Origin of the sequence: Diaphorobacter aerolatus, from assembly GCF_014489535.1 — a bacterium.
Taxonomy (GTDB): domain Bacteria; phylum Pseudomonadota; class Gammaproteobacteria; order Burkholderiales; family Burkholderiaceae_C; genus Diaphorobacter_A; species Diaphorobacter_A aerolatus.
Window position 1 is genome coordinate 4,798,946 of sequence record NZ_CP060783.1, and the last position, 15,648, is coordinate 4,814,593.

At 66.0% G+C, this 15,648-nt stretch carries 19 protein-coding genes; 2 read left to right on the top strand and 17 right to left on the bottom strand.

Going from position 1 to position 15,648, the window contains the following annotated elements; translation table 11 throughout:
* Positions 1-145 precede the first annotated feature (145 nt).
* The 11 genes from H9K75_RS22475 to H9K75_RS22525 form a co-directional block, all read right to left on the bottom strand.
* Positions 146-901, bottom strand: coding sequence for a TraV family lipoprotein (locus H9K75_RS22475; RefSeq protein WP_226858384.1), 756 nt, complete (start codon positions 899-901; stop codon positions 146-148).
* Positions 807-1,643 carry a DsbC family protein gene (locus H9K75_RS22480; RefSeq protein ID WP_187724198.1) on the bottom strand — a complete coding sequence of 279 codons (837 nt, stop codon included), beginning with the start codon at positions 1,641-1,643 and terminating at the stop codon, positions 807-809. The genes H9K75_RS22475 and H9K75_RS22480 overlap by 95 nt, the downstream gene beginning before the upstream one ends.
* Positions 1,627-3,081 (bottom strand): TraB/VirB10 family protein, encoded by a 1,455-nt coding sequence (locus tag H9K75_RS22485; RefSeq protein ID WP_187724199.1) that lies wholly within the window; start codon positions 3,079-3,081, stop codon positions 1,627-1,629. Before H9K75_RS22485 ends, H9K75_RS22480 begins: the two co-directional genes overlap by 17 nt.
* Positions 3,078-4,085: a type-F conjugative transfer system secretin TraK gene (locus tag H9K75_RS22490; protein ID WP_187724200.1), complete on the bottom strand. Its 1,008-nt coding sequence runs from the start codon at positions 4,083-4,085 to the stop codon at positions 3,078-3,080. The genes H9K75_RS22485 and H9K75_RS22490 overlap by 4 nt, the downstream gene beginning before the upstream one ends.
* The gene (traE, locus tag H9K75_RS22495; RefSeq protein WP_060983786.1) at positions 4,072-4,638 is read right to left on the bottom strand and encodes a type IV conjugative transfer system protein TraE; all 567 of its coding nucleotides are present in this window, start codon (positions 4,636-4,638) and stop codon (positions 4,072-4,074) included. The genes H9K75_RS22490 and traE overlap by 14 nt, the downstream gene beginning before the upstream one ends.
* 14 nt (positions 4,639-4,652) lie before the next feature.
* Positions 4,653-4,952: a type IV conjugative transfer system protein TraL gene (gene traL / locus H9K75_RS22500; RefSeq protein WP_187724201.1), complete on the bottom strand. Its 300-nt coding sequence runs from the start codon at positions 4,950-4,952 to the stop codon at positions 4,653-4,655.
* Between the two features lie 31 nt (positions 4,953-4,983).
* Entirely contained in the window at positions 4,984-5,346 is a 363-nt protein-coding gene (locus H9K75_RS22505) for a hypothetical protein (RefSeq protein ID WP_187724202.1), read from the bottom strand.
* A 97-nt stretch (positions 5,347-5,443) separates the two neighbouring features.
* On the bottom strand, positions 5,444-5,866 hold the full coding sequence (locus tag H9K75_RS22510) for a hypothetical protein (RefSeq protein WP_187724203.1): 423 nt from the start codon (positions 5,864-5,866) through the stop codon (positions 5,444-5,446).
* Entirely contained in the window at positions 5,863-6,390 is a 528-nt protein-coding gene (locus H9K75_RS22515) for a lytic transglycosylase domain-containing protein (protein ID WP_187724204.1), read from the bottom strand. The genes H9K75_RS22510 and H9K75_RS22515 overlap by 4 nt, the downstream gene beginning before the upstream one ends.
* Before the next feature lie 140 nt (positions 6,391-6,530).
* Positions 6,531-6,959 (bottom strand): hypothetical protein, encoded by a 429-nt coding sequence (locus tag H9K75_RS22520; RefSeq protein ID WP_226858385.1) that lies wholly within the window; start codon positions 6,957-6,959, stop codon positions 6,531-6,533.
* 271 nt (positions 6,960-7,230) lie between these two features.
* Entirely contained in the window at positions 7,231-7,539 is a 309-nt protein-coding gene (locus tag H9K75_RS22525) for a DUF5983 family protein (protein WP_187724205.1), read from the bottom strand.
* Positions 7,540-7,709: 170 nt separating this feature from the next.
* Here H9K75_RS22525 and H9K75_RS22530 point away from each other — a divergent pair, with 170 nt between their 5' ends.
* Positions 7,710-7,955, top strand: coding sequence for a helix-turn-helix domain-containing protein (locus H9K75_RS22530; RefSeq protein ID WP_041835951.1), 246 nt, complete (start codon positions 7,710-7,712; stop codon positions 7,953-7,955).
* 15 nt (positions 7,956-7,970) lie between these two features.
* Here the strand turns inward: H9K75_RS22530 and H9K75_RS22535 are convergent, their stop codons facing one another.
* The 5 genes from H9K75_RS22535 to H9K75_RS22550 form a co-directional block, all read right to left on the bottom strand.
* A complete protein-coding gene (locus H9K75_RS22535; protein WP_187724206.1) occupies positions 7,971-8,594 on the bottom strand; it encodes a DUF4400 domain-containing protein in 624 nt (207 codons plus the stop codon).
* On the bottom strand, positions 8,591-10,492 hold the full coding sequence (gene traD / locus H9K75_RS22540) for a conjugative transfer system coupling protein TraD (protein WP_187724207.1): 1,902 nt from the start codon (positions 10,490-10,492) through the stop codon (positions 8,591-8,593). The genes H9K75_RS22535 and traD overlap by 4 nt, the downstream gene beginning before the upstream one ends.
* A 1-nt stretch (position 10,493) precedes the next feature.
* Complete coding sequence (locus H9K75_RS24390) at positions 10,494-10,859, bottom strand: hypothetical protein (RefSeq protein ID WP_226858386.1); 366 nt, start codon at positions 10,857-10,859, stop codon at positions 10,494-10,496.
* Positions 10,860-11,214: 355 nt separating this feature from the next.
* Positions 11,215-12,207, bottom strand: a complete 993-nt coding sequence (gene mobH, locus H9K75_RS24395) for a MobH family relaxase (RefSeq protein WP_226858387.1) — start codon at positions 12,205-12,207, stop codon at positions 11,215-11,217.
* Positions 12,208-12,338: 131 nt separating this feature from the next.
* Positions 12,339-13,001 carry a FlhC family transcriptional regulator gene (locus H9K75_RS22550; protein WP_187724208.1) on the bottom strand — a complete coding sequence of 221 codons (663 nt, stop codon included), beginning with the start codon at positions 12,999-13,001 and terminating at the stop codon, positions 12,339-12,341.
* Between the two features lie 575 nt (positions 13,002-13,576).
* Here H9K75_RS22550 and H9K75_RS22555 point away from each other — a divergent pair.
* Positions 13,577-14,326 carry a S24 family peptidase gene (locus H9K75_RS22555; RefSeq protein ID WP_226858388.1) on the top strand — a complete coding sequence of 250 codons (750 nt, stop codon included), beginning with the start codon at positions 13,577-13,579 and terminating at the stop codon, positions 14,324-14,326.
* A 91-nt stretch (positions 14,327-14,417) separates the two neighbouring features.
* On the opposite strand, the gene H9K75_RS22560 is transcribed toward H9K75_RS22555, so the two are convergent.
* Positions 14,418-15,482: a DUF932 domain-containing protein gene (locus tag H9K75_RS22560; protein WP_187724209.1), complete on the bottom strand. Its 1,065-nt coding sequence runs from the start codon at positions 15,480-15,482 to the stop codon at positions 14,418-14,420.
* Between the last annotated feature and the right edge of the window lie 166 nt (positions 15,483-15,648).

The window sequence follows — 15,648 nt, forward strand, 5'->3', positions numbered from 1 at the left end:
TCTTCTCGTCGGCGAGGTAGGCCGAATACGGCAGCCAGTTGGCAAACTGCTCGGCCGGCGTGTCCGCGGGGCGCCAAAGGGAAGCAGCGGCGCGGTGTGGATAGCGCCGGATCGTGTATCGGCGGAAGAAAACAGCATGGCGGCCTCACTGCGGACGGGTCCCAAGGCCGGCCGGCGGACGGGCGAGCGAGGGGAAGGCATTGAATGGGGCGGGGCGCTGAACGGCGCCCTCGGCAGGGGCGGCGCTGTCAGGCTCGGACGAGGTGAACCCGGCAGGTGCCGGCGCGCCACTGGACGGCGCGGCGGGTGCAGCCGCTGGCGGCGGGCGTAGCGGGGCGTACTGGTCGCGGATGCGCTGGCGCACATGGTCGATCTGCCAGCGTCCCGCATCGACCTGGACATAGACATAGCCCTGGTCCCAGAGATCGCCGTCGGCGTCTTCCCAAGGCTTGGTCCACAGACGCAGCACCCGGGCCTGGGAGCGCAGTGCCAGGGGCGGAGCACCGTCCGCGCTGCCGTTGGCGATGCTGCGCGGCGCACCGGCCATCGGCTGGCGCACTGACGGTGATGCGATAGTCTCCGCTGCAGTGCCCTGGGGGTCGCCGCGGGAAGCCGACGTCTGCTGGCTGGGCAGGTTGTTGTGCAGGGCGTTGGCATAGGTGCCGGATACCGAGTCGCAGGCCACGCCTTCCGGCGCGGCGCACGAATATTTGGAACTACCGCTCAGGCCCGACATGTTCATGCAGCCGGCCAGCGGCAGCAGCAGGGCGGCAGCGGCCCGCGTGCGATCCATGCGATGCGCGCGCTCATGGCCGCTTCTCCGCCTTGACCGGCTGAGGCTGGGCCACGGCCACCTTGCCGACCTCCGCGAACCTGGCTTCCAGCACAGAGCGCCCGACATAGCCGTCGGTGCGGCTGCCGTCCGCCCAGATCATGGTCGGCGTTCCCTGTACGCGGAGCCGGCGCGCCAGCTCAAGGTTGCGCGCGATCGGGTGATCGCACTGTGCGCCCGGCTGCATCAGGCTGGCATCCGCCTGCAGCATCCATTGGCGCCAGGCGCGCTCGCGGTCGGCGGCGCACCAGATGGCGACCGGCCGGGCCTCGCCCTGGAACGGGACGAGGAAGGTGTAGATGGTGACGTTGTCCAGGCCGGCGAGCTCGGGCTCGAGCTGCTTGCAGTAGACGCAGTTCGGGTCGCTGAACACCGCGAGCTTGCGCTGGCCGTTGCCGCGCACCGTCTTGATCGCATCGGCCAGCGGCAACTGATCGACTGGCACCGGCGCGGCGGAGACGGCTTCCGTCTGCGCCCGCCCATCCTGGCTGGAGCGCTGCGCGATCCTCGGGCTCGTGACGTCACGCATGGCCTGGGTGTCGAACAGCCGCCCGAACACGAAATAGCGTGGATTCGCCGACGCGACATAGGCGACGTTTCCGTTCATCCAGACCTCGTAGAGGCCCGAGACTTCGGTGCGCGACACCTCGGTGAACTCGGTCCCCGGATGGGCCTTGCGCAAAGCCGTCAGGAGTCGGGTCTCGTCGGGAGACGCTGCCTGGGCGGTCGCTGCCGCAGCCGCCAGCACAGCGCAGAGCACTGTCGAAGCGAAGCGGTGGCGCCGGCGCGCGGAATCAGTAGTTGCCATCATCGGTGGTCTCCAGGTAGCGGGTTTCGGGGGAAGCGGTGCGGCGCTGGCCGCGCTCGGCAAGGGAGTGAGAGGAGGCGGTCATCGGCACGTCGATGCGCACGCCTTTGGTGATCACGACGTCGATCTGGCGGCCGGCGTCCACCTCGATGACCGGGAACGTGTTCTCGGCCAGCTTGATGTAGTACTGGGCGAGCCGGTCCAGTGCTTTGCCGACGCCGCTGCCCAGGCCGGCCCGGTAGGCATCGGCATTGCTGTCGGTGCTGGCCATCGTCCCGAGCGGGGAGCTGCTATAGGTGGTGTTGGCGGTGGACAGGCCTTGGCCGATTCCGCTGACCACGCCGGCCAACAATGCGTTGGCCAGCATCTGCCCCTGCTTGGTGACCAGCCGCCCGCGCATGCCGACCTTGCCGTCCTCGCCGTAGACCGAACCCTGGATGCGTACTTCCAGCGTGGCGCCGTCGGCGCGCACGCAGGACAGGTTCTCGGTGCGCAGGTAGGCGCGTTCGGAACTGATGTCGCCATAGCCCGCCGCGACCACGAAGCACTCGCGGTATTCGCCGCGGAACTGGTTGGGCAGCACGCTGTTGTCCGACAGGCGGATCAGCACCGGATGGGGGTTGGCCTGCGATTGGCCACCGGTTGGCGCGTCCAGGCCACCGAGCAGGATGCCGCGCGTGAAGCTTACCGGCAGGAAGGTGGACACCGTCTTGGGGGCGTTCGATGCCTGGCCGCCTCCCTCGGCTTTGTGGGGGCCGTCGCTACCGGTCGTGGTGAACGAGCGAGGACGCTCGGCGAGCGTCACGCGGGAGATCACGGGCGCTGGCGGCGTGGCTGCGGCCATGCCTTGGAACGTGGGCATGCCGGAAGGCATGGCGCCCATGCCCGGTGCGGGCGGCGCTGGCGGCAGGCCGGCCGCGGGCGGCATGGTAGTCGGGGCGGCCTGGGCGGGCGCCGGCGGCGGCGCAGGCGCAGGTGCAGGTGCAGGTGCAGGTGCGGGCGGCGGCGATGCGGCGGCCTGCTGGGTGCTGGTCAGCCGCTTCTCCAATTCCGCGAATCGCTGCAGGGTCTTGTTCTCGAAGGCCTCGCGGTCCTTGTTGACCCGGCTCTGTGCCTCGCGCTCGGTCTCGTACTGGGCGAGCTTGCGCCCTGCGGTGCCGACCCATTGATCCACCGGATTGACCTGGCCGCCCGGCGGCATCACGCCGATGTTGGTGACGTCGCCTGGTTTGGGCTGCGCCGCGCGGCCGCCGTGCGGTTTGGCGTCGCTTCCCGCGAAGCTGAAGATCATCCACAGCAGGCCGATCCCGCCGCCCAGGATGGCGGCCAGCAGCGCGTACTGGCGCTGGCGCGGCGACAGCCGTTCCAGCCAGCCGCGCACGGCATGGCTAGGTGGGCGTCCGGACCCCGACGGCCCCGAGGGCATGGAAGGAGTGTTCATCGCGTGCCTCCCCGTCGGATCACATAGACACTCGTGGTCTCGCCCGGCCGCAGGTTGTGGTGCTCGATCGCAATGCCGGTGATCTCCCCGCCGGCGCGGCTGTCCGGGCGGTCAAACTCCTGCTCGGCCAGCACCATGGGAGCCAGGCTCACGTTCTGCAGGGCGTACTTTTCGCCCACATAGCCGCGGCCTTCGTAGCGGCGCATCAACGTGAAGCGCGCTTCCGCCCAGAGCTGGATGGGCTTGGCGGCTTCCTCGACGCGCACGTCGGCGGGCACGCGGTCCGAGGACATGGCCACCAGCAGGCCCTTCATCGCGCGCACATGGCTGGGGGCCGGGCCGGAGGGCGTGGCCTCGAGGACACCGGGGCGCAACGCCTGGGGCGTCTTGTCCCGGATCACGATGGTGTCGGCCGGTGTGTCCGAACGGCGCAGCAGCAGCGTGTAGGTGGCCGTGGCCGACGAAACGAACAGGTTGATAGGCCGCAGCGCATCGCCGACGGGCCGGATGTAGACCTCGCCCTTGTCGCGGTCGCATTCGACGATGACATCCCCTGCCGGATTGACCGGGGAGGAGGTGAGCGATGCCGGGCTGGCAAGGCCGGGCGTGCCTGATGGGGTGTTGGGTGCGGCAGAGATGGCCGGTGCGCCGCCGCCGCAATGGCTGGAATGGATATTGCCGAACACGTCGGTGATCGCCGCCCCCTCGATGCGGATGCGCGTGGGCTCCTTGAGGGAGACGATGGCCTCGACCGCGACCCCGTCGCTGGCCTCCACGATCTGCAGTGCGTGTGCCTGCAGGCCGAGGGACAGGGCGGTGACGGCGAGCACCTTGCGCGCGGCCGGTGGCAACCGGCTCCAGCGCTGGTGCGACGGATTGCCATGCGAAGCGGGCGCCAGGGCCGCGATGCTCCCGGCCGGTTGTTGCAGGGCCGAAGTGCGCGAGAACGTGCGCGGGAAATACGCGGGCCAGGGCCGCGTGAGCGTGCTGTCACTTGACCGCATAGGGCACCTCCTTGAATCCGATGACGTGCATGCGAGCCGCGGCATGGCCGAACTCGATGCGGTAGGCCTTGAGGTCGTTGGCGGTCTCGTAGCCGTTGACCAGGGTGCGCAGCCGGCCGCGCACGACGAGCGACTGGGTGTCCTCGCTGGCGACGAGCTGCTGGGGCGCGAAGGCGGTCGCGGCGTTGATGCGCTTGAGCCGCTCGGCCTCGACCTCCTGACGCGTCTTGAGCGGGCCGTACTGGGCCGGGTCGACGTAGCCGAGCAGGATGTCCTTCTTCCAGTCGATGGTGGAAGGCGTTACGTCCAGGATCAGCCAGGCGACGAAGCTGCCCATTTGCTCCAGGTACTCGCTGGAGGCGCGGTCGCTGGTGACCCAGAAGCTCTTGCTGATCGAGGGCGGCACGACCACGGTGCGCACCGTGCCCAGCAGGTTGATGATGATGGTGAGCGCGAGCAGCATGCCGACGGCCAGGGCGCCGACGGCGAGTCCCAGGCCCCGGTTGCGTCGGCGCATGTCCTTGAGGTCGCCTCTGAGCCGGTCGAAGTCCATGGTGCTTCTCCGGTTCAGCCGACCATGCGGCGGATGTGCGACGGCGGCGTGGCGCGCATGGCGGTGGCGGGATTGACCGGCAGGTGCCAGTACAGCCAGTGCAGCGCGAAGGCCGGATGCTTGTCCGACTTCAGCCGGGCGATCCAGCGCGAGACGGCGATGCCGGCGGCCATGCAGAGCGCGAACGCGGCTTTGCTGGCCGACAGGTAGCCGATGAAGAAGGCCAGGACGATGGGCGCGGCGACATCGACATCCCAGAAGCCGATCTTCCACTGGTCGTCCAGGCGCCGCGGGATATAGGTGTCCGCTTGCATGAGTGCCTCCGGGATGGGGATGTGCCGGGGCTCAGACGACCGCGCCCATGATCGCGCCAGCGATCACGAGACCCACGGCGGCGAAGATGGCCAGGCCCACGTAGAACAGCACGGGCCCGAAGTTGCGCAGCGCGGACAGGGAGATCAGCGCGACCACGAAGCCGACGAAGCCCACGAGGGCCTTGATGCCCGGGCCCAGCTCGGCGATCTGCGACAGCGCGGAGGTGAGCGGGCCGGTGATGCCCGTGAAAGCGACGAGATCCAGCGCATGGCTCGGGAACGCCAGCGCCAGGCCGGCCAGGGCCAGAGCGACCAGACAGAGAAAGCCGAGGATCCTGCGCGCGGGGGCGCGCCGCGAGGTTGTGGTGGGAGTGGACAGGATGGCAGTGCTCATGACAAATCTCCGGAATAGGAAAAGACGGGTGTCGAAAGGGTGGTGCGGTTCGGTCTGCTCAGTGGCGGGGTGGGGCCAAGGCCCGGACGGGTGGGTGTTAGCGGTCTAGATCAGGCAGTGAACTACTGCGCTGTGGCGTCTCCGGTGGCGGTTCCGCACCAAGCGGCCCCTCGGTTGCGGGCGTTGCCTGATGGGTCTGTACCTCCACCTGCTCGCCGGGGTCCATCGACTCAATGAGCGGAACCGGGGCATCGGCTACGGGATCCGGCACTACCGGGACGATGATTCTTGGCGCGGTGTCCAAGGTCTTGGTCGTGGGTTGGGGACAGGCGTCGCCACGGCACAGTGCGAATTCAGCTTGCGCGCCATGTCCGTGCTGCGCCAGCCGTGCCCACGCCTTAGTGGCCACCGGTGCGGGCGGCTCGATGGCGCTGGGCGGCGCCGTGGTGCACGCCGAGATGGCCAGGCACGCGCACAGCGCGCAGCGGTGGTACAGCGCCGCAGGTTTCAAGCACCTCATGGCGAAACCCTCACGCGCAGGCCCTGGCCTTGCGCCACTACGGCGGTGGCCTTCTGCCGTGTACCCTGATCCACACCACGCGCTGACGGCAAATGCCGGTACACCTTCCATGCATAGGTGGCTCGGGCCTGTGTGCAGGCGTTCCCTTTGAGCTGGGTGCAGGCTGCGTTGTAGGCGCCCACGGAGTTCCAGCTGACGCCGTGCCGCGCGAAGCTGTCAGCCATCAGCCAAGCCCCCACCTGTAGGTTCACGCAGGGGTCGTACAGATCAGCTTCGCGGATACCGAAGCCGGCCAGCCGGGGCAGATGCCGGCTATTGATCTGCATCAGGCCGATGTCGTAGCTGCCCGTGCGCTTCTCATGCGCGCGGTTCACCGCACGCGGATTCAGGCTCGACTCGGTGCGGGCGACGGCATAGAGCAGCTCCGGCGCAATGCCATACCGCTGCGCTGCCGTGTCCCAACACGTGGCCAGGGCCGAAGCGGCCGGCAGCATCGCCACCATGAAAACGACAACCCAGCGCATCAGACACCCCTCAGTGGTTCAGGACAAGCCCGCTGCAATGCGGGTACGGGTGGGGGCCGGGCGTGCCGGTCAGGGTCTTGGCGGGTAAGCCGGGCGGGGCCCGGGAGGTCAATGCGGGTGAGCGGCGTGATGCCGCAAGGTCATCGCGGGTGCCGCGGCGCGAGTTGGGTCAGGTGCCGCTCCACCATGTTGCGGCGTGCCTGGATGAGCACGGCGGCGCCGGAGGCATCCTGGAGTTGGCACAGCGCCACGCAGGCGGTGGTCAACTGGTCGAGCTGGAACTTGGGGTTGGGATGCCTGTTGGCAGGCGAGCATTGCAAATCGTGGAGCAGCTCGAACTGGGGGCGCCACAAGGACTCGCGCCGGCGCGGCGTGGTAGGCGAGCGCATGACCAGCGCGGTCCCGAGAAAGCCAAAGATGCGTTCCGCGGCATCTTCATTGCCGAAGACGAGAGCCACGCAGGCACTCATCAGATCCGGAATTCGGAACGTGGGAGCGACATTGCTCTCGCTGCGCAAGAGGGCATAGAGCCAGTTGTGCTCCTCCAGCCAGAGCCGCGTCTCAACCACGTCGCTGGTGTCGGCAGTTCCCTCGGGGCCTGGCTTGCGGGGCTGGTGTTCGGCATGGCAATCAGCATGGCATGGGTCCTCTTGTCCTGGAGTTCATTGAACACGCGCGTCAGCGCATGGAGAGAGAATAGGAGAGGGCTGAATGCAAGTCGCCCGGAAATGAAGCTCAACTCAGGGGTGTTTCGAAATCAGCCTGCTCTGGTGTCCATGCCATAGAGAACACGAGAGGCGAGACTGCCTTGAGACTTAGCGATCTCCGCTCTAATTGACATCAGGGAGTGGACTGCTCAGAGTCGAACACGGGCAGCCCGTCAACGACTGGTCCCTCGGCGTCGAAAAATAGCCATTCAATGCCAGCATTGGACGAGAGTCCCGCGATGAGTGCCAGATCAGTCTCGACGGGAGTGCGGTGTGGTGGTGAACCGACGTAGACCAGTCCTCCAAACTCGGTGGGATAGGCGTTCACCGAAAGGTCATTCCGGTGCAGCTTGGCACGTGTGGCTGGCTGCAAATGGGACAATGAGAGAGTAGTGATGGATTCCGCCAACTCCCGGAGGCGATCGATGCAGGCTGTGTTCATGTTCGCGGCCTCTACAGAGATGATGCATTGCGTCAATGCGAGACGAGTTCAGAGTTAGCGGGAACAGTCCAGCATTGACGGACACAACACCGGTCGCACGCTCTCCCACTGGTTGGCTATGTGGAAGATCGTCCGTGGTGTGATTGGCATCATATCCCCAACATGCGGGGATGCCCATTACCTCGCCTCGGCACGCCAACGACCCGGTGCTCATCGCACTGGGCGGTGCCATTCGTCGCAGCCGGCGCGCGCGAGGCATCTCTCAAGAAGAACTCGCACACCGAAGTGCCATTGATCGTTCCTACATGAGCAGCATCGAACGCGGCGGCCAGAATCCCGGGATCGTCTCGATCGCTCGCATCGCGAAAGCGATGGAGATGAGCATGACCGAACTGATGGCCGAGGCCGAGTTGTAGCGGGCAATGGCTCGATCATGCGCGCCGATGAAAATGCGTGATCGCGCGGCCCAGCAGCACGGTCATCGCAATGGGCGAAGCGGCCAGCATGGCCGGATGCATCTGGACAGGCAGCACGAATGCGACCACCGTCGCGCAGCCGGTGATGATCAGAAGTGAGCACCACACGGCGAACATCTCCGGATCGTGCAGCAGAAACTCCTTCGACCGAACCACGCGCAGCAAGAAGCCGTCAGTGCTGGCGGCCAGCACCAGGGGGATCAGCCAGGGCAGCCATTCCAGTAAACCGGACAGGCGATAGCTCGCGAGCATCAGCAGCGCATCGACCGAGCGAAAGTAGGCGTTGTTGAACAGGCGCTGATTGACTGATCTCATCTCGGAGGCGACCGCTTGGTTGGTGCCATGGCTCTTGGGCATGTCCCTCAGCGCCGGAAGAGGACTGGCTTCGGCGGCATTGGACTGCAGGCGTATGGCGCGATCGAGCATCCGGTAGGCGGGTTCCGCTCCCCAGAATTCAACAGCCACCTGGTGCTCGCTGCGCATTTGCTCCAGGAAGCGCTCGGGCGGATGCACGGCAGGCACGTACAGCACCAGTATGAGCAGCAGTACGAGGGAGATGACGGCGGCGGCCCGGATCATGCGGCCGCTTCCCGTGGCTGTGCATCCGCATCCGGATTGATGATCGGAAAGCGGCCCTTGATGATGCGGCCGCCCGATACCGACGCGAAGTACTGCAGGTTCGGCAGCTTGCCCAGAATATCCGCCGGCACCACCTCCTCGAAGCTCTCGGTGAGCTGGGTCGAATAGCTCGACGAGAAGTCCCCGATATGCGTGTCGGCCCCGTGGCTCAGGCCCACGCGTACCGTGTGGATCGCCGTCTTGCCAAAGGTCTCGACCACAAAGTCCTGCGTGGGCCGGTCCTTGGTGCGCAGCGCGATCAGGTTGTTCAGGTTGCCCAGCGCCATGCGGGCGGCATCCTCGCTGCCCAGGCGCCGCGCCAGGTCGGCCAGGGTCTGCATGGCGCAGGTCGCGAAGATGCCGCCCTCGGCGCCCTTGTTCAGAATCTCGATCAGCGGCTGGTTGATGACGTTGCTGACCTCGTCCACGAACAGCGAGATGCGGCGGTAGGTGCCTAGGTTGTAGCGCATGCCGGCCCGAGCGGCCTGGTCGGCCAGGGCCAGGGCACCGATGGCTGATGCGACCGACGGATCGGGCAGTGAATCCAGACACATGTAGAGCACATGGCCGCCGCGTTCGATCTTCTCGAAGTTCATGATCGGGCGCGGATCGTCGGCATCGAAGGGATCTGGCGACAGGCTGCGCCCCAGGTCACCCGAGGTCAGCATCGAGAGGATCGGCAACAGATTCGCCGTGATCTTCTGGTAGTGCTCCCGGTTGTGTCGGAACGTGCGCACCTGGGCATCGAGCACCTTGTTGCGCTGGTTCTGCGCGACGTGGTGCTCGTAGTAGGCGACGAAGCCCATCAGGTCGGCGCTCGCCGCTTCGGAGGGCCTGCGCATGTTCCCCCGGTGCGCATCGTGCAGCAGCTTGCGCATCTCGGGCTGGTCGCGCCAGCCATGGCCCAGCAACTGCTCGTAGAAGCGTCGCAGCGAGGCTTCCAGCACCGGCTCGATGCCGCCCTCGATGTACTTGGTGAGCTTGATGAGATTCGGCCGCTCCTCCAGTTCGACCAGGCCCTGCACCACCACGTTGACGGCATCCCAGCCGAAGGCCGTGAACGCACCGGCCGTGTCGGGCGGCATGATGGACTGGATGCGCGATGCGATCTCGGTGGGCTTTTGCCAGTTGAACGTGAAGTCCAGGCGGACGCCGCGCTCCGGAAAGGCGGGGTGGAACTCCATGAAGGTGTCCGCCTCGCGGTAGTCCTCGCAGGCCCGCTCGACGACCCGTTTGAGGCGGCGGCTGTTCTTGGGATCGATCACGATCACGACGTCGCCGCGGCGCACGGCCTGGGTGATCAGGTTGGCCAGCGCCACGCCCTTGCCCGACTGCGTTGTGCCGACCAGGAGCGTGCCGCCTTCGAAGTTCTGCAACGGCCGGCGCAGCGCATGTTCGGTCGGCTCTACCCCGTGGATGTAGGGCAGGCCGATTTCCGCATCGGGCTGTGCGGCGTCACCTTGCCCCATGGCATGCTGCAGCCACTCGGGCACTTTGAACTCGCGGTAGTCCACCTTAGAGAGTTCGTAGAGGCGCTGCGCATGCACAGGCCTCCACTCGAAGCCGAAGCCCAGGAACACCTGGGCCGGATCGGTGCACAGTCGCCCCAGCTCCTGCGCGCTCAGCACCTGGATGCGGCGTCCGCCGAGGGATCCGCGCAGCCGCAGTATCCGCACCGCCTGGGCCGTTCGCCGGCAGGCCATCAGCAGGCAGGCGGCAGCCAATCCGAGTGAAGGAAGGACAGGCAATGGGCCGGCCAGCGCAATGATCGCGAAGTAGAGCGCGGTGGCCAGCCACACCAGCCCCGCATGGGCCTCGAAGGCGCGGCGCCAGGGCATTTCGTAGCGGCGCACCAGCATGTCAGCGGCCTCGCTGCTGTGTGGCGGTAGCGTCGGGTGGGGTGGCCGCGTCTCCTTCGGCAGCGAGGCCAAAGGCCGCAGGATCCAGGCCTTCGACGTGGGCAGGTGCCAGGATCACGCCTACCACGGTGGTGCCGCCGATCTGGCGCGAAACCGTTGGCGGGCCGTCTGGCTGCAGGCGCCGGATCATCCGGGTATCGTCCAGCGCGCGGATCGCGATGCTGGGTTGTAAGCCGCGGCGTTCGAACTCTGCAAGCGGTACAAAGACGCCCTCGGCCACCGTGCAGATATCCGACGCGGAGGCGTCGTCATTGAGGGTCGCCACGATGTCGGCCAGGGCTTTGCGCACGGCAGGGTTCAGGCGCATCGGTGCTCGCAGGCATATGGCGGGTGGTTCCGTCCTCGAAGGGACTGAAGCCGGTGCTTCAACCACGGTGGGGGCCTCTTGCTGCCCAGTTTCAGGCGCGTCGGCATTGCCGGCGGCATCCAGCAGCGATAGCTGTTCTGCTGGCGCGCCAGCTGCGGGTACGTCGGGTGGGGCGTGGTTGGAGGTGACGACACGCTCGCCGTGGCTGCGGGCGATTCCCCAGCGACTGCGGGCTTCGCGTTGGCAGCCTGAGCAGGTGGCTTCGTTGGTGGTGAAGGCGCAGCGACGAGGTTTGATGTCAGGGGGGTGGGCTGTGGCTCTAGGCCCGCCAGCAAGATAGACGGATTGGCGAGCTTCACTGCTTCGATCGACGTCTTCGCTCCCGGCGGCTGGATATCCCAGGTTTCGCGGTCGACGCCGGCCGCCACGAATACCTTCGCCTCGAGCAGCAACTCCAGCAGGGTCTGGGGCGATTTCGGGATACCGACCAATTGGTCGCTTTCCAGCAGCGACAACGCATCCTCCGCTGCCCCGGCCAGACCAGGAACACCCCCTCAGGACCCAGCCAGACACGGCTCTTGTCACGGTTCGGCGTCCACGTGGAATGGCCGGCCGCGAGGCGTCGCAGTGCATCCACGAGATAGCGCTCGAGATGGGAGCCATACTGCGGCTTGCCGTAACGGTCCGCGCTCGCCAGCAGGTTGCGGTCGACGACCAGCGCCATCGACCGGCGCACGAGTTCGTCCAGGACGTTGTGTTCGCGGTACTGAGGGACGCCCGCGATGCTGGCCAGCAGTTGAGGCACGACCTGGGTGTTGCCATCGCCCAGCATTTGCAGCATCTCGGCCGGGACGACATGGACCAGCGCGAAAAGGCCCACGCCGCGGGACTCTCGCGCATTGGCGCGCCAGCGCACGAAGTAGCGATTGGCCGCTCGCTGCTCCAGCCAAGGCGCAAGGCCGCCCAGGAATGCCGGCCATTCCTCGCCGTCCGCAGTGGTCACGATCAGGTGGGTCAGCGTCCGGTGCAGTTCACAGCACAGGCCGCCGATGAAGGTGGCGATGCGCCAGCGGGGCTCCAATTCTCGGCGCTCGGAAATCGTCGCACGGCCGGAGAAGATGTGCGCGTCCGTGCCCTGCAGGCTGAAGAACGCCGTCTCCAGCCCGAGCTGCAGCAGACCGCCAGGCGTGTGGAAATAGTTGTCGGCGGTGGCGGGAAGTAAGTGCACGAAGCGTGCGTAGCCGTCGATCAGCGGCATCAACTCGCGCTCGAAGGTGGCGCGATCCGCGCCGAAGCACAGCTTGATGCGCCCCAGAAGCGCCTGGTGTCCCGCGATGACGGCGGCCATAGGCAGTGCTTCGAAGCCGGGATCCGAGGATGCGAACGGTGGTGCGCCGGAGCTGGACGATGAGGTGCTGGGAGCCATCGAAGAATCTCCACGCCCGCGTGGGGCCATGAAGATTCATTGTTCAGGAAGAGCTAGGTTTCGGCTGGCGGGAATGAAGACGAATTGGAGAGGGTTTCGCCATTGGCATTGGTGACCGGGCAAGGAACGGTCATCAGGTGCGCGATCAGCTCCTCTGAAACCGTCGGCGGTTCGGGAAACGATGCAGTGAGGCGCGGATCGCGGGCGTGCCGATCGAGCAATTGGCAGAAAGGGCAGGGTCGTGCGGACGTGTCGGCGCCTGCGAATGCGTCCAGAAACTCGCTGCCGCAGCGAGAACACGATGCCAGGCGGAAGCTGGGCGTCTTGGCGATCCACAAGCCCTCGGTATGCGCTGCGAGATCGAATGCCCGGTCGAAACTGATGCGAACCGGGGGTCGATACATCGACTGGTAATAGCGATATGCGCCAACCAGGGCCTCTGGCGCCAGAAAACCCAGTTGGCGCATGCGCCGGAAGTTGGCGATGACGATGGACGCTTCGATCCGCTGTACGAGGTTCGCGTGGTGGTACCACTCGCGCGAATTTGGGGCCCTGCCGCCAGGTGGCATGGCGTGTGAATTGAACAGCAGGTGCAGCAACTCGCGCGGACGCAGACCGGTAAGGTGGTAGATCGTCCGGATGCGCGCGCCCAAAGTTGCGCAGTCGCGGGCCAGCTGAAGTGCCCGCATGCGCTGGCTGATCTTGGTGCCCGGCATCTATCGGGGCACCTGACTGTGCATGGGTGGCGCTGGCGGGGTGGACGCGCGGCGGCCAAGGTGCCCGCAATTGCCGGCGGTGAGTCGATCAGCGCGACAAGATCGGCACGTGGCACGAACAAGGACGTCTGGCCGACCGCATGCACCAGACTCCAGACCCCGGCTGGCGTCAGGGTGCGCAAGCGGTCAGCCTGGGCTGCATGCAGGTGAAATTTACGGCAGGTCTCCACCATATCGCGCTCCGCGCCGACCAGGATGGCATGGAGCAATTGAAGGTTGGTGGATTGCACATCGGATAGAAGCAGGTGGCACATGATTGTTCCTTGATGCCCCTCTGGAGGGGAGTGTCAACAATGTTTCACGGGTACTCGATTCGGGGTGAGGTGGTGGTAAGGTCTTAGTCAGCATATGCTGTCGACCATGAACTGGTGCGCATCAATTGCTGCTTTCTTGAGGGCTGGCTGAATTCGCCACCGTAAAGAGCAGGGGTTGGCGGTCGTTTCCGAAGTCGGCCACATCCGGTAACAAAAGTAGCGGTAAAACACGCGCTTTTGATTTTTTCGGCGGGAGGTCATGTGACTGCCAAGACAACGTCGTCGAGCCGAGTGGTGCCACGCTTGCCAGTGGATCGGCGTGGAAGGCTGGAGGACAGCCGTGCAGTGAGCCGCGCAGGGCGTTCCTTTGCCGCATCCCTCGATGGTGATCTCGACCTGATTCCTGGTGTGCGTGACCGCCTGCAGGCCAGGCTGGTGGCCATGGGCATTCCCGCGGACAAGACGGTTTCGCACGTGGCCGGGATCACGCAGCGCGCGGCCCAGAGCGTGCGCCGATGGTTCGATGCCAGCGAGCCTGGTTTGCCGGATCTGGAATCGTTCGCCCGGCTGTGCGCGGGACTGGGCTGCAGTGCGGACGAGATCATCGGAGCGCTCCGGCCCCACGCTGACGATGAGGCCCACTGCGCCCAGCTCATCGAGGTGGCCAACTGCATCCAGGCCATCACCGATTCTCTGGCCCAGCATGGTCAGTTGGGCATTCCCATGCAGGTGCCCGGGGACGAAATGGCTCCCCATCTGAAGGCGGGTGATCTGGTTTTCGTCGATTCGGCGGTGACTCAACTGGCCGGCAACGGAATCTATGCGTTCAACTGCAACGGTAGTCTGTACATCCGGCGGGTGGAACGCCGCATGGACCGGAGCATCGTGCTCAAGTGCGACAACAAGGCCTACCAGGACTACGAGTGGACAGGGATAACAGCGACTGCAAGGCGCCGCGTGAAAATCCTAGGCAAGGTGCGCAGCGCCATCAGCGTGAAGGTGTTCTCCTAACGTCGGCGTGCACAGGCGCGTGAAAGCGGGCGGAAGGGGCATCCCTCCCGCCACGGTTTCGTCTATGGGCCGCGCACGCGGTTCATGCCCCTCATGCCGCTTCGGCGAACGGCTTCCATTCGGCAGGCGTCAACTCGATCAGCTTGCCTCCCAAGGCTTCGAACTCGGTCGCCCGGTCGTAGTCCTCGACTTCCTGGCTGAAGTGGGTCACCGCGTTGACCAGCCCGTAGCCCGACAGATCGCCTCCGGCCACCAGGTGGCGCAGCACGCCCGAGCGTTCGGTGTCGTTCAGTGTGTAGCGCTGGGCCAGCACCTCCACGCTTTGCACCGGATCGCCTGTGAGCTTGATGCCCATGGTCTTTTGCATCTTCACTGCCGCTTGCCGGAACGTCACGTCCGATACGGCGGCTTGAACGACGTCGCGCACCTTCAGGAAGAAGGCCTTGTCGTCGGCCTGCAGGGTGTCGTCCTGATAGACCGTCACGCCTTCATCCTCCTGGGCTAGAGCTCGGCCGACGTGGGTCTTGCGCAGCGCCCGGTCGGCGACGATCAGGCCATTGCGGCACACCAGGCGGAACAGCAGCGGCTGCACCGACAGGGTACCCTGGCCGACCTCGGAGTTCGAGATCGCGATCCCGGCCTGCACGATGTCGCCGGGCGCCATCTCAAACTCCAGCCGCGGCGTGACGCACTTGAGGTACATGCGCGTCTCGGTCAGCTCTACGGACTCGAATCTGAGTTCGGGCAGGCCCTGCAGGATGGGCAGGACATGCTCGGCCAGGTCGTAATTGTCCAGACGGCGATAGCGGTCGGACAGCACAGCGCGTACGCGGCCATCGAGCGTGCGCAGCAGACGGCGGTCGCCTTCGCTTTGCAGCCAGGTGTTCACATTGCGGTCCAGCAGCACGGGCTGGTTTTCGCGCATGCGCTCGAAATAGGCATACGGGATGCTCAGTTTGTCGGCAAGCTGGCGCCGGGCCAGCGGCGTGACGCCATAGCTCGCGGGCCCGCCGGCCTCTTCGATGACGAGGGTGGTGCCGCCGCCCTCGCTGGTGCTGTGGCGCACCAGCGGCGAGGGCACCACCAGATCCTTCTTTGTATCAAGCTGGCGCTGCAGTTCATGGGCCAGGCTCACCAGGGTACGTCCGCTTCTCATGAGAATCTCCTTTGGGGAACAGGAAAAGCGGGGACGGCAGAGCCCCGGCGGGGATGCATCCCCGCATGGGCTGATGAAGGACCGGTGCAAATCGATCCACGATGGCGCAATCGAATTGCGCGAAAAACTCCAAGGCTGCCTTTGCCGCACGATGGGTGTCGTGATC

Bases quoted from the DNA above. Each gene is read 5' to 3' on its own strand.
- traE (WP_060983786.1), bottom strand. From the start codon at position 4,638: ATGGACTTCGACCGGCTCAGAGGCGACCTCAAGGACATGCGCCGACGC.
- H9K75_RS22510 (WP_187724203.1), bottom strand. From the start codon at position 5,866: ATGAGGTGCTTGAAACCTGCGGCGCTGTACCACCGCTGCGCGCTGTGC.
- H9K75_RS22550 (WP_187724208.1), bottom strand. From the start codon at position 13,001: ATGCCGGGCACCAAGATCAGCCAGCGCATGCGGGCACTTCAGCTGGCC.
- H9K75_RS22525 (WP_187724205.1), bottom strand. From the start codon at position 7,539: ATGAACACAGCCTGCATCGATCGCCTCCGGGAGTTGGCGGAATCCATC.
- H9K75_RS22535 (WP_187724206.1), bottom strand. From the start codon at position 8,594: ATGATCCGGGCCGCCGCCGTCATCTCCCTCGTACTGCTGCTCATACTG.
- H9K75_RS22485 (WP_187724199.1), bottom strand. From the start codon at position 3,081: ATGAACACTCCTTCCATGCCCTCGGGGCCGTCGGGGTCCGGACGCCCA.
- H9K75_RS22475 (WP_226858384.1), bottom strand. From the start codon at position 901: ATGTCGGGCGCTCTGTGCTGGAAGCCAGGTTCGCGGAGGTCGGCAAGG.
- mobH (WP_226858387.1), bottom strand. From the start codon at position 12,207: ATGGCCGCCGTCATCGCGGGACACCAGGCGCTTCTGGGGCGCATCAAG.
- traD (WP_187724207.1), bottom strand. From the start codon at position 10,492: ATGCTGGTGCGCCGCTACGAAATGCCCTGGCGCCGCGCCTTCGAGGCC.
- H9K75_RS22530 (WP_041835951.1), top strand. From the start codon at position 7,710: ATGCCCATTACCTCGCCTCGGCACGCCAACGACCCGGTGCTCATCGCA.
- H9K75_RS24390 (WP_226858386.1), bottom strand. From the start codon at position 10,859: ATGCGCCTGAACCCTGCCGTGCGCAAAGCCCTGGCCGACATCGTGGCG.
- H9K75_RS22490 (WP_187724200.1), bottom strand. From the start codon at position 4,085: ATGCGGTCAAGTGACAGCACGCTCACGCGGCCCTGGCCCGCGTATTTC.
- H9K75_RS22505 (WP_187724202.1), bottom strand. From the start codon at position 5,346: ATGAGCACTGCCATCCTGTCCACTCCCACCACAACCTCGCGGCGCGCC.
- traL (WP_187724201.1), bottom strand. From the start codon at position 4,952: ATGCAAGCGGACACCTATATCCCGCGGCGCCTGGACGACCAGTGGAAG.
- H9K75_RS22480 (WP_187724198.1), bottom strand. From the start codon at position 1,643: ATGATGGCAACTACTGATTCCGCGCGCCGGCGCCACCGCTTCGCTTCG.
- H9K75_RS22560 (WP_187724209.1), bottom strand. From the start codon at position 15,482: ATGAGAAGCGGACGTACCCTGGTGAGCCTGGCCCATGAACTGCAGCGC.
- H9K75_RS22515 (WP_187724204.1), bottom strand. From the start codon at position 6,390: ATGCGCTGGGTTGTCGTTTTCATGGTGGCGATGCTGCCGGCCGCTTCG.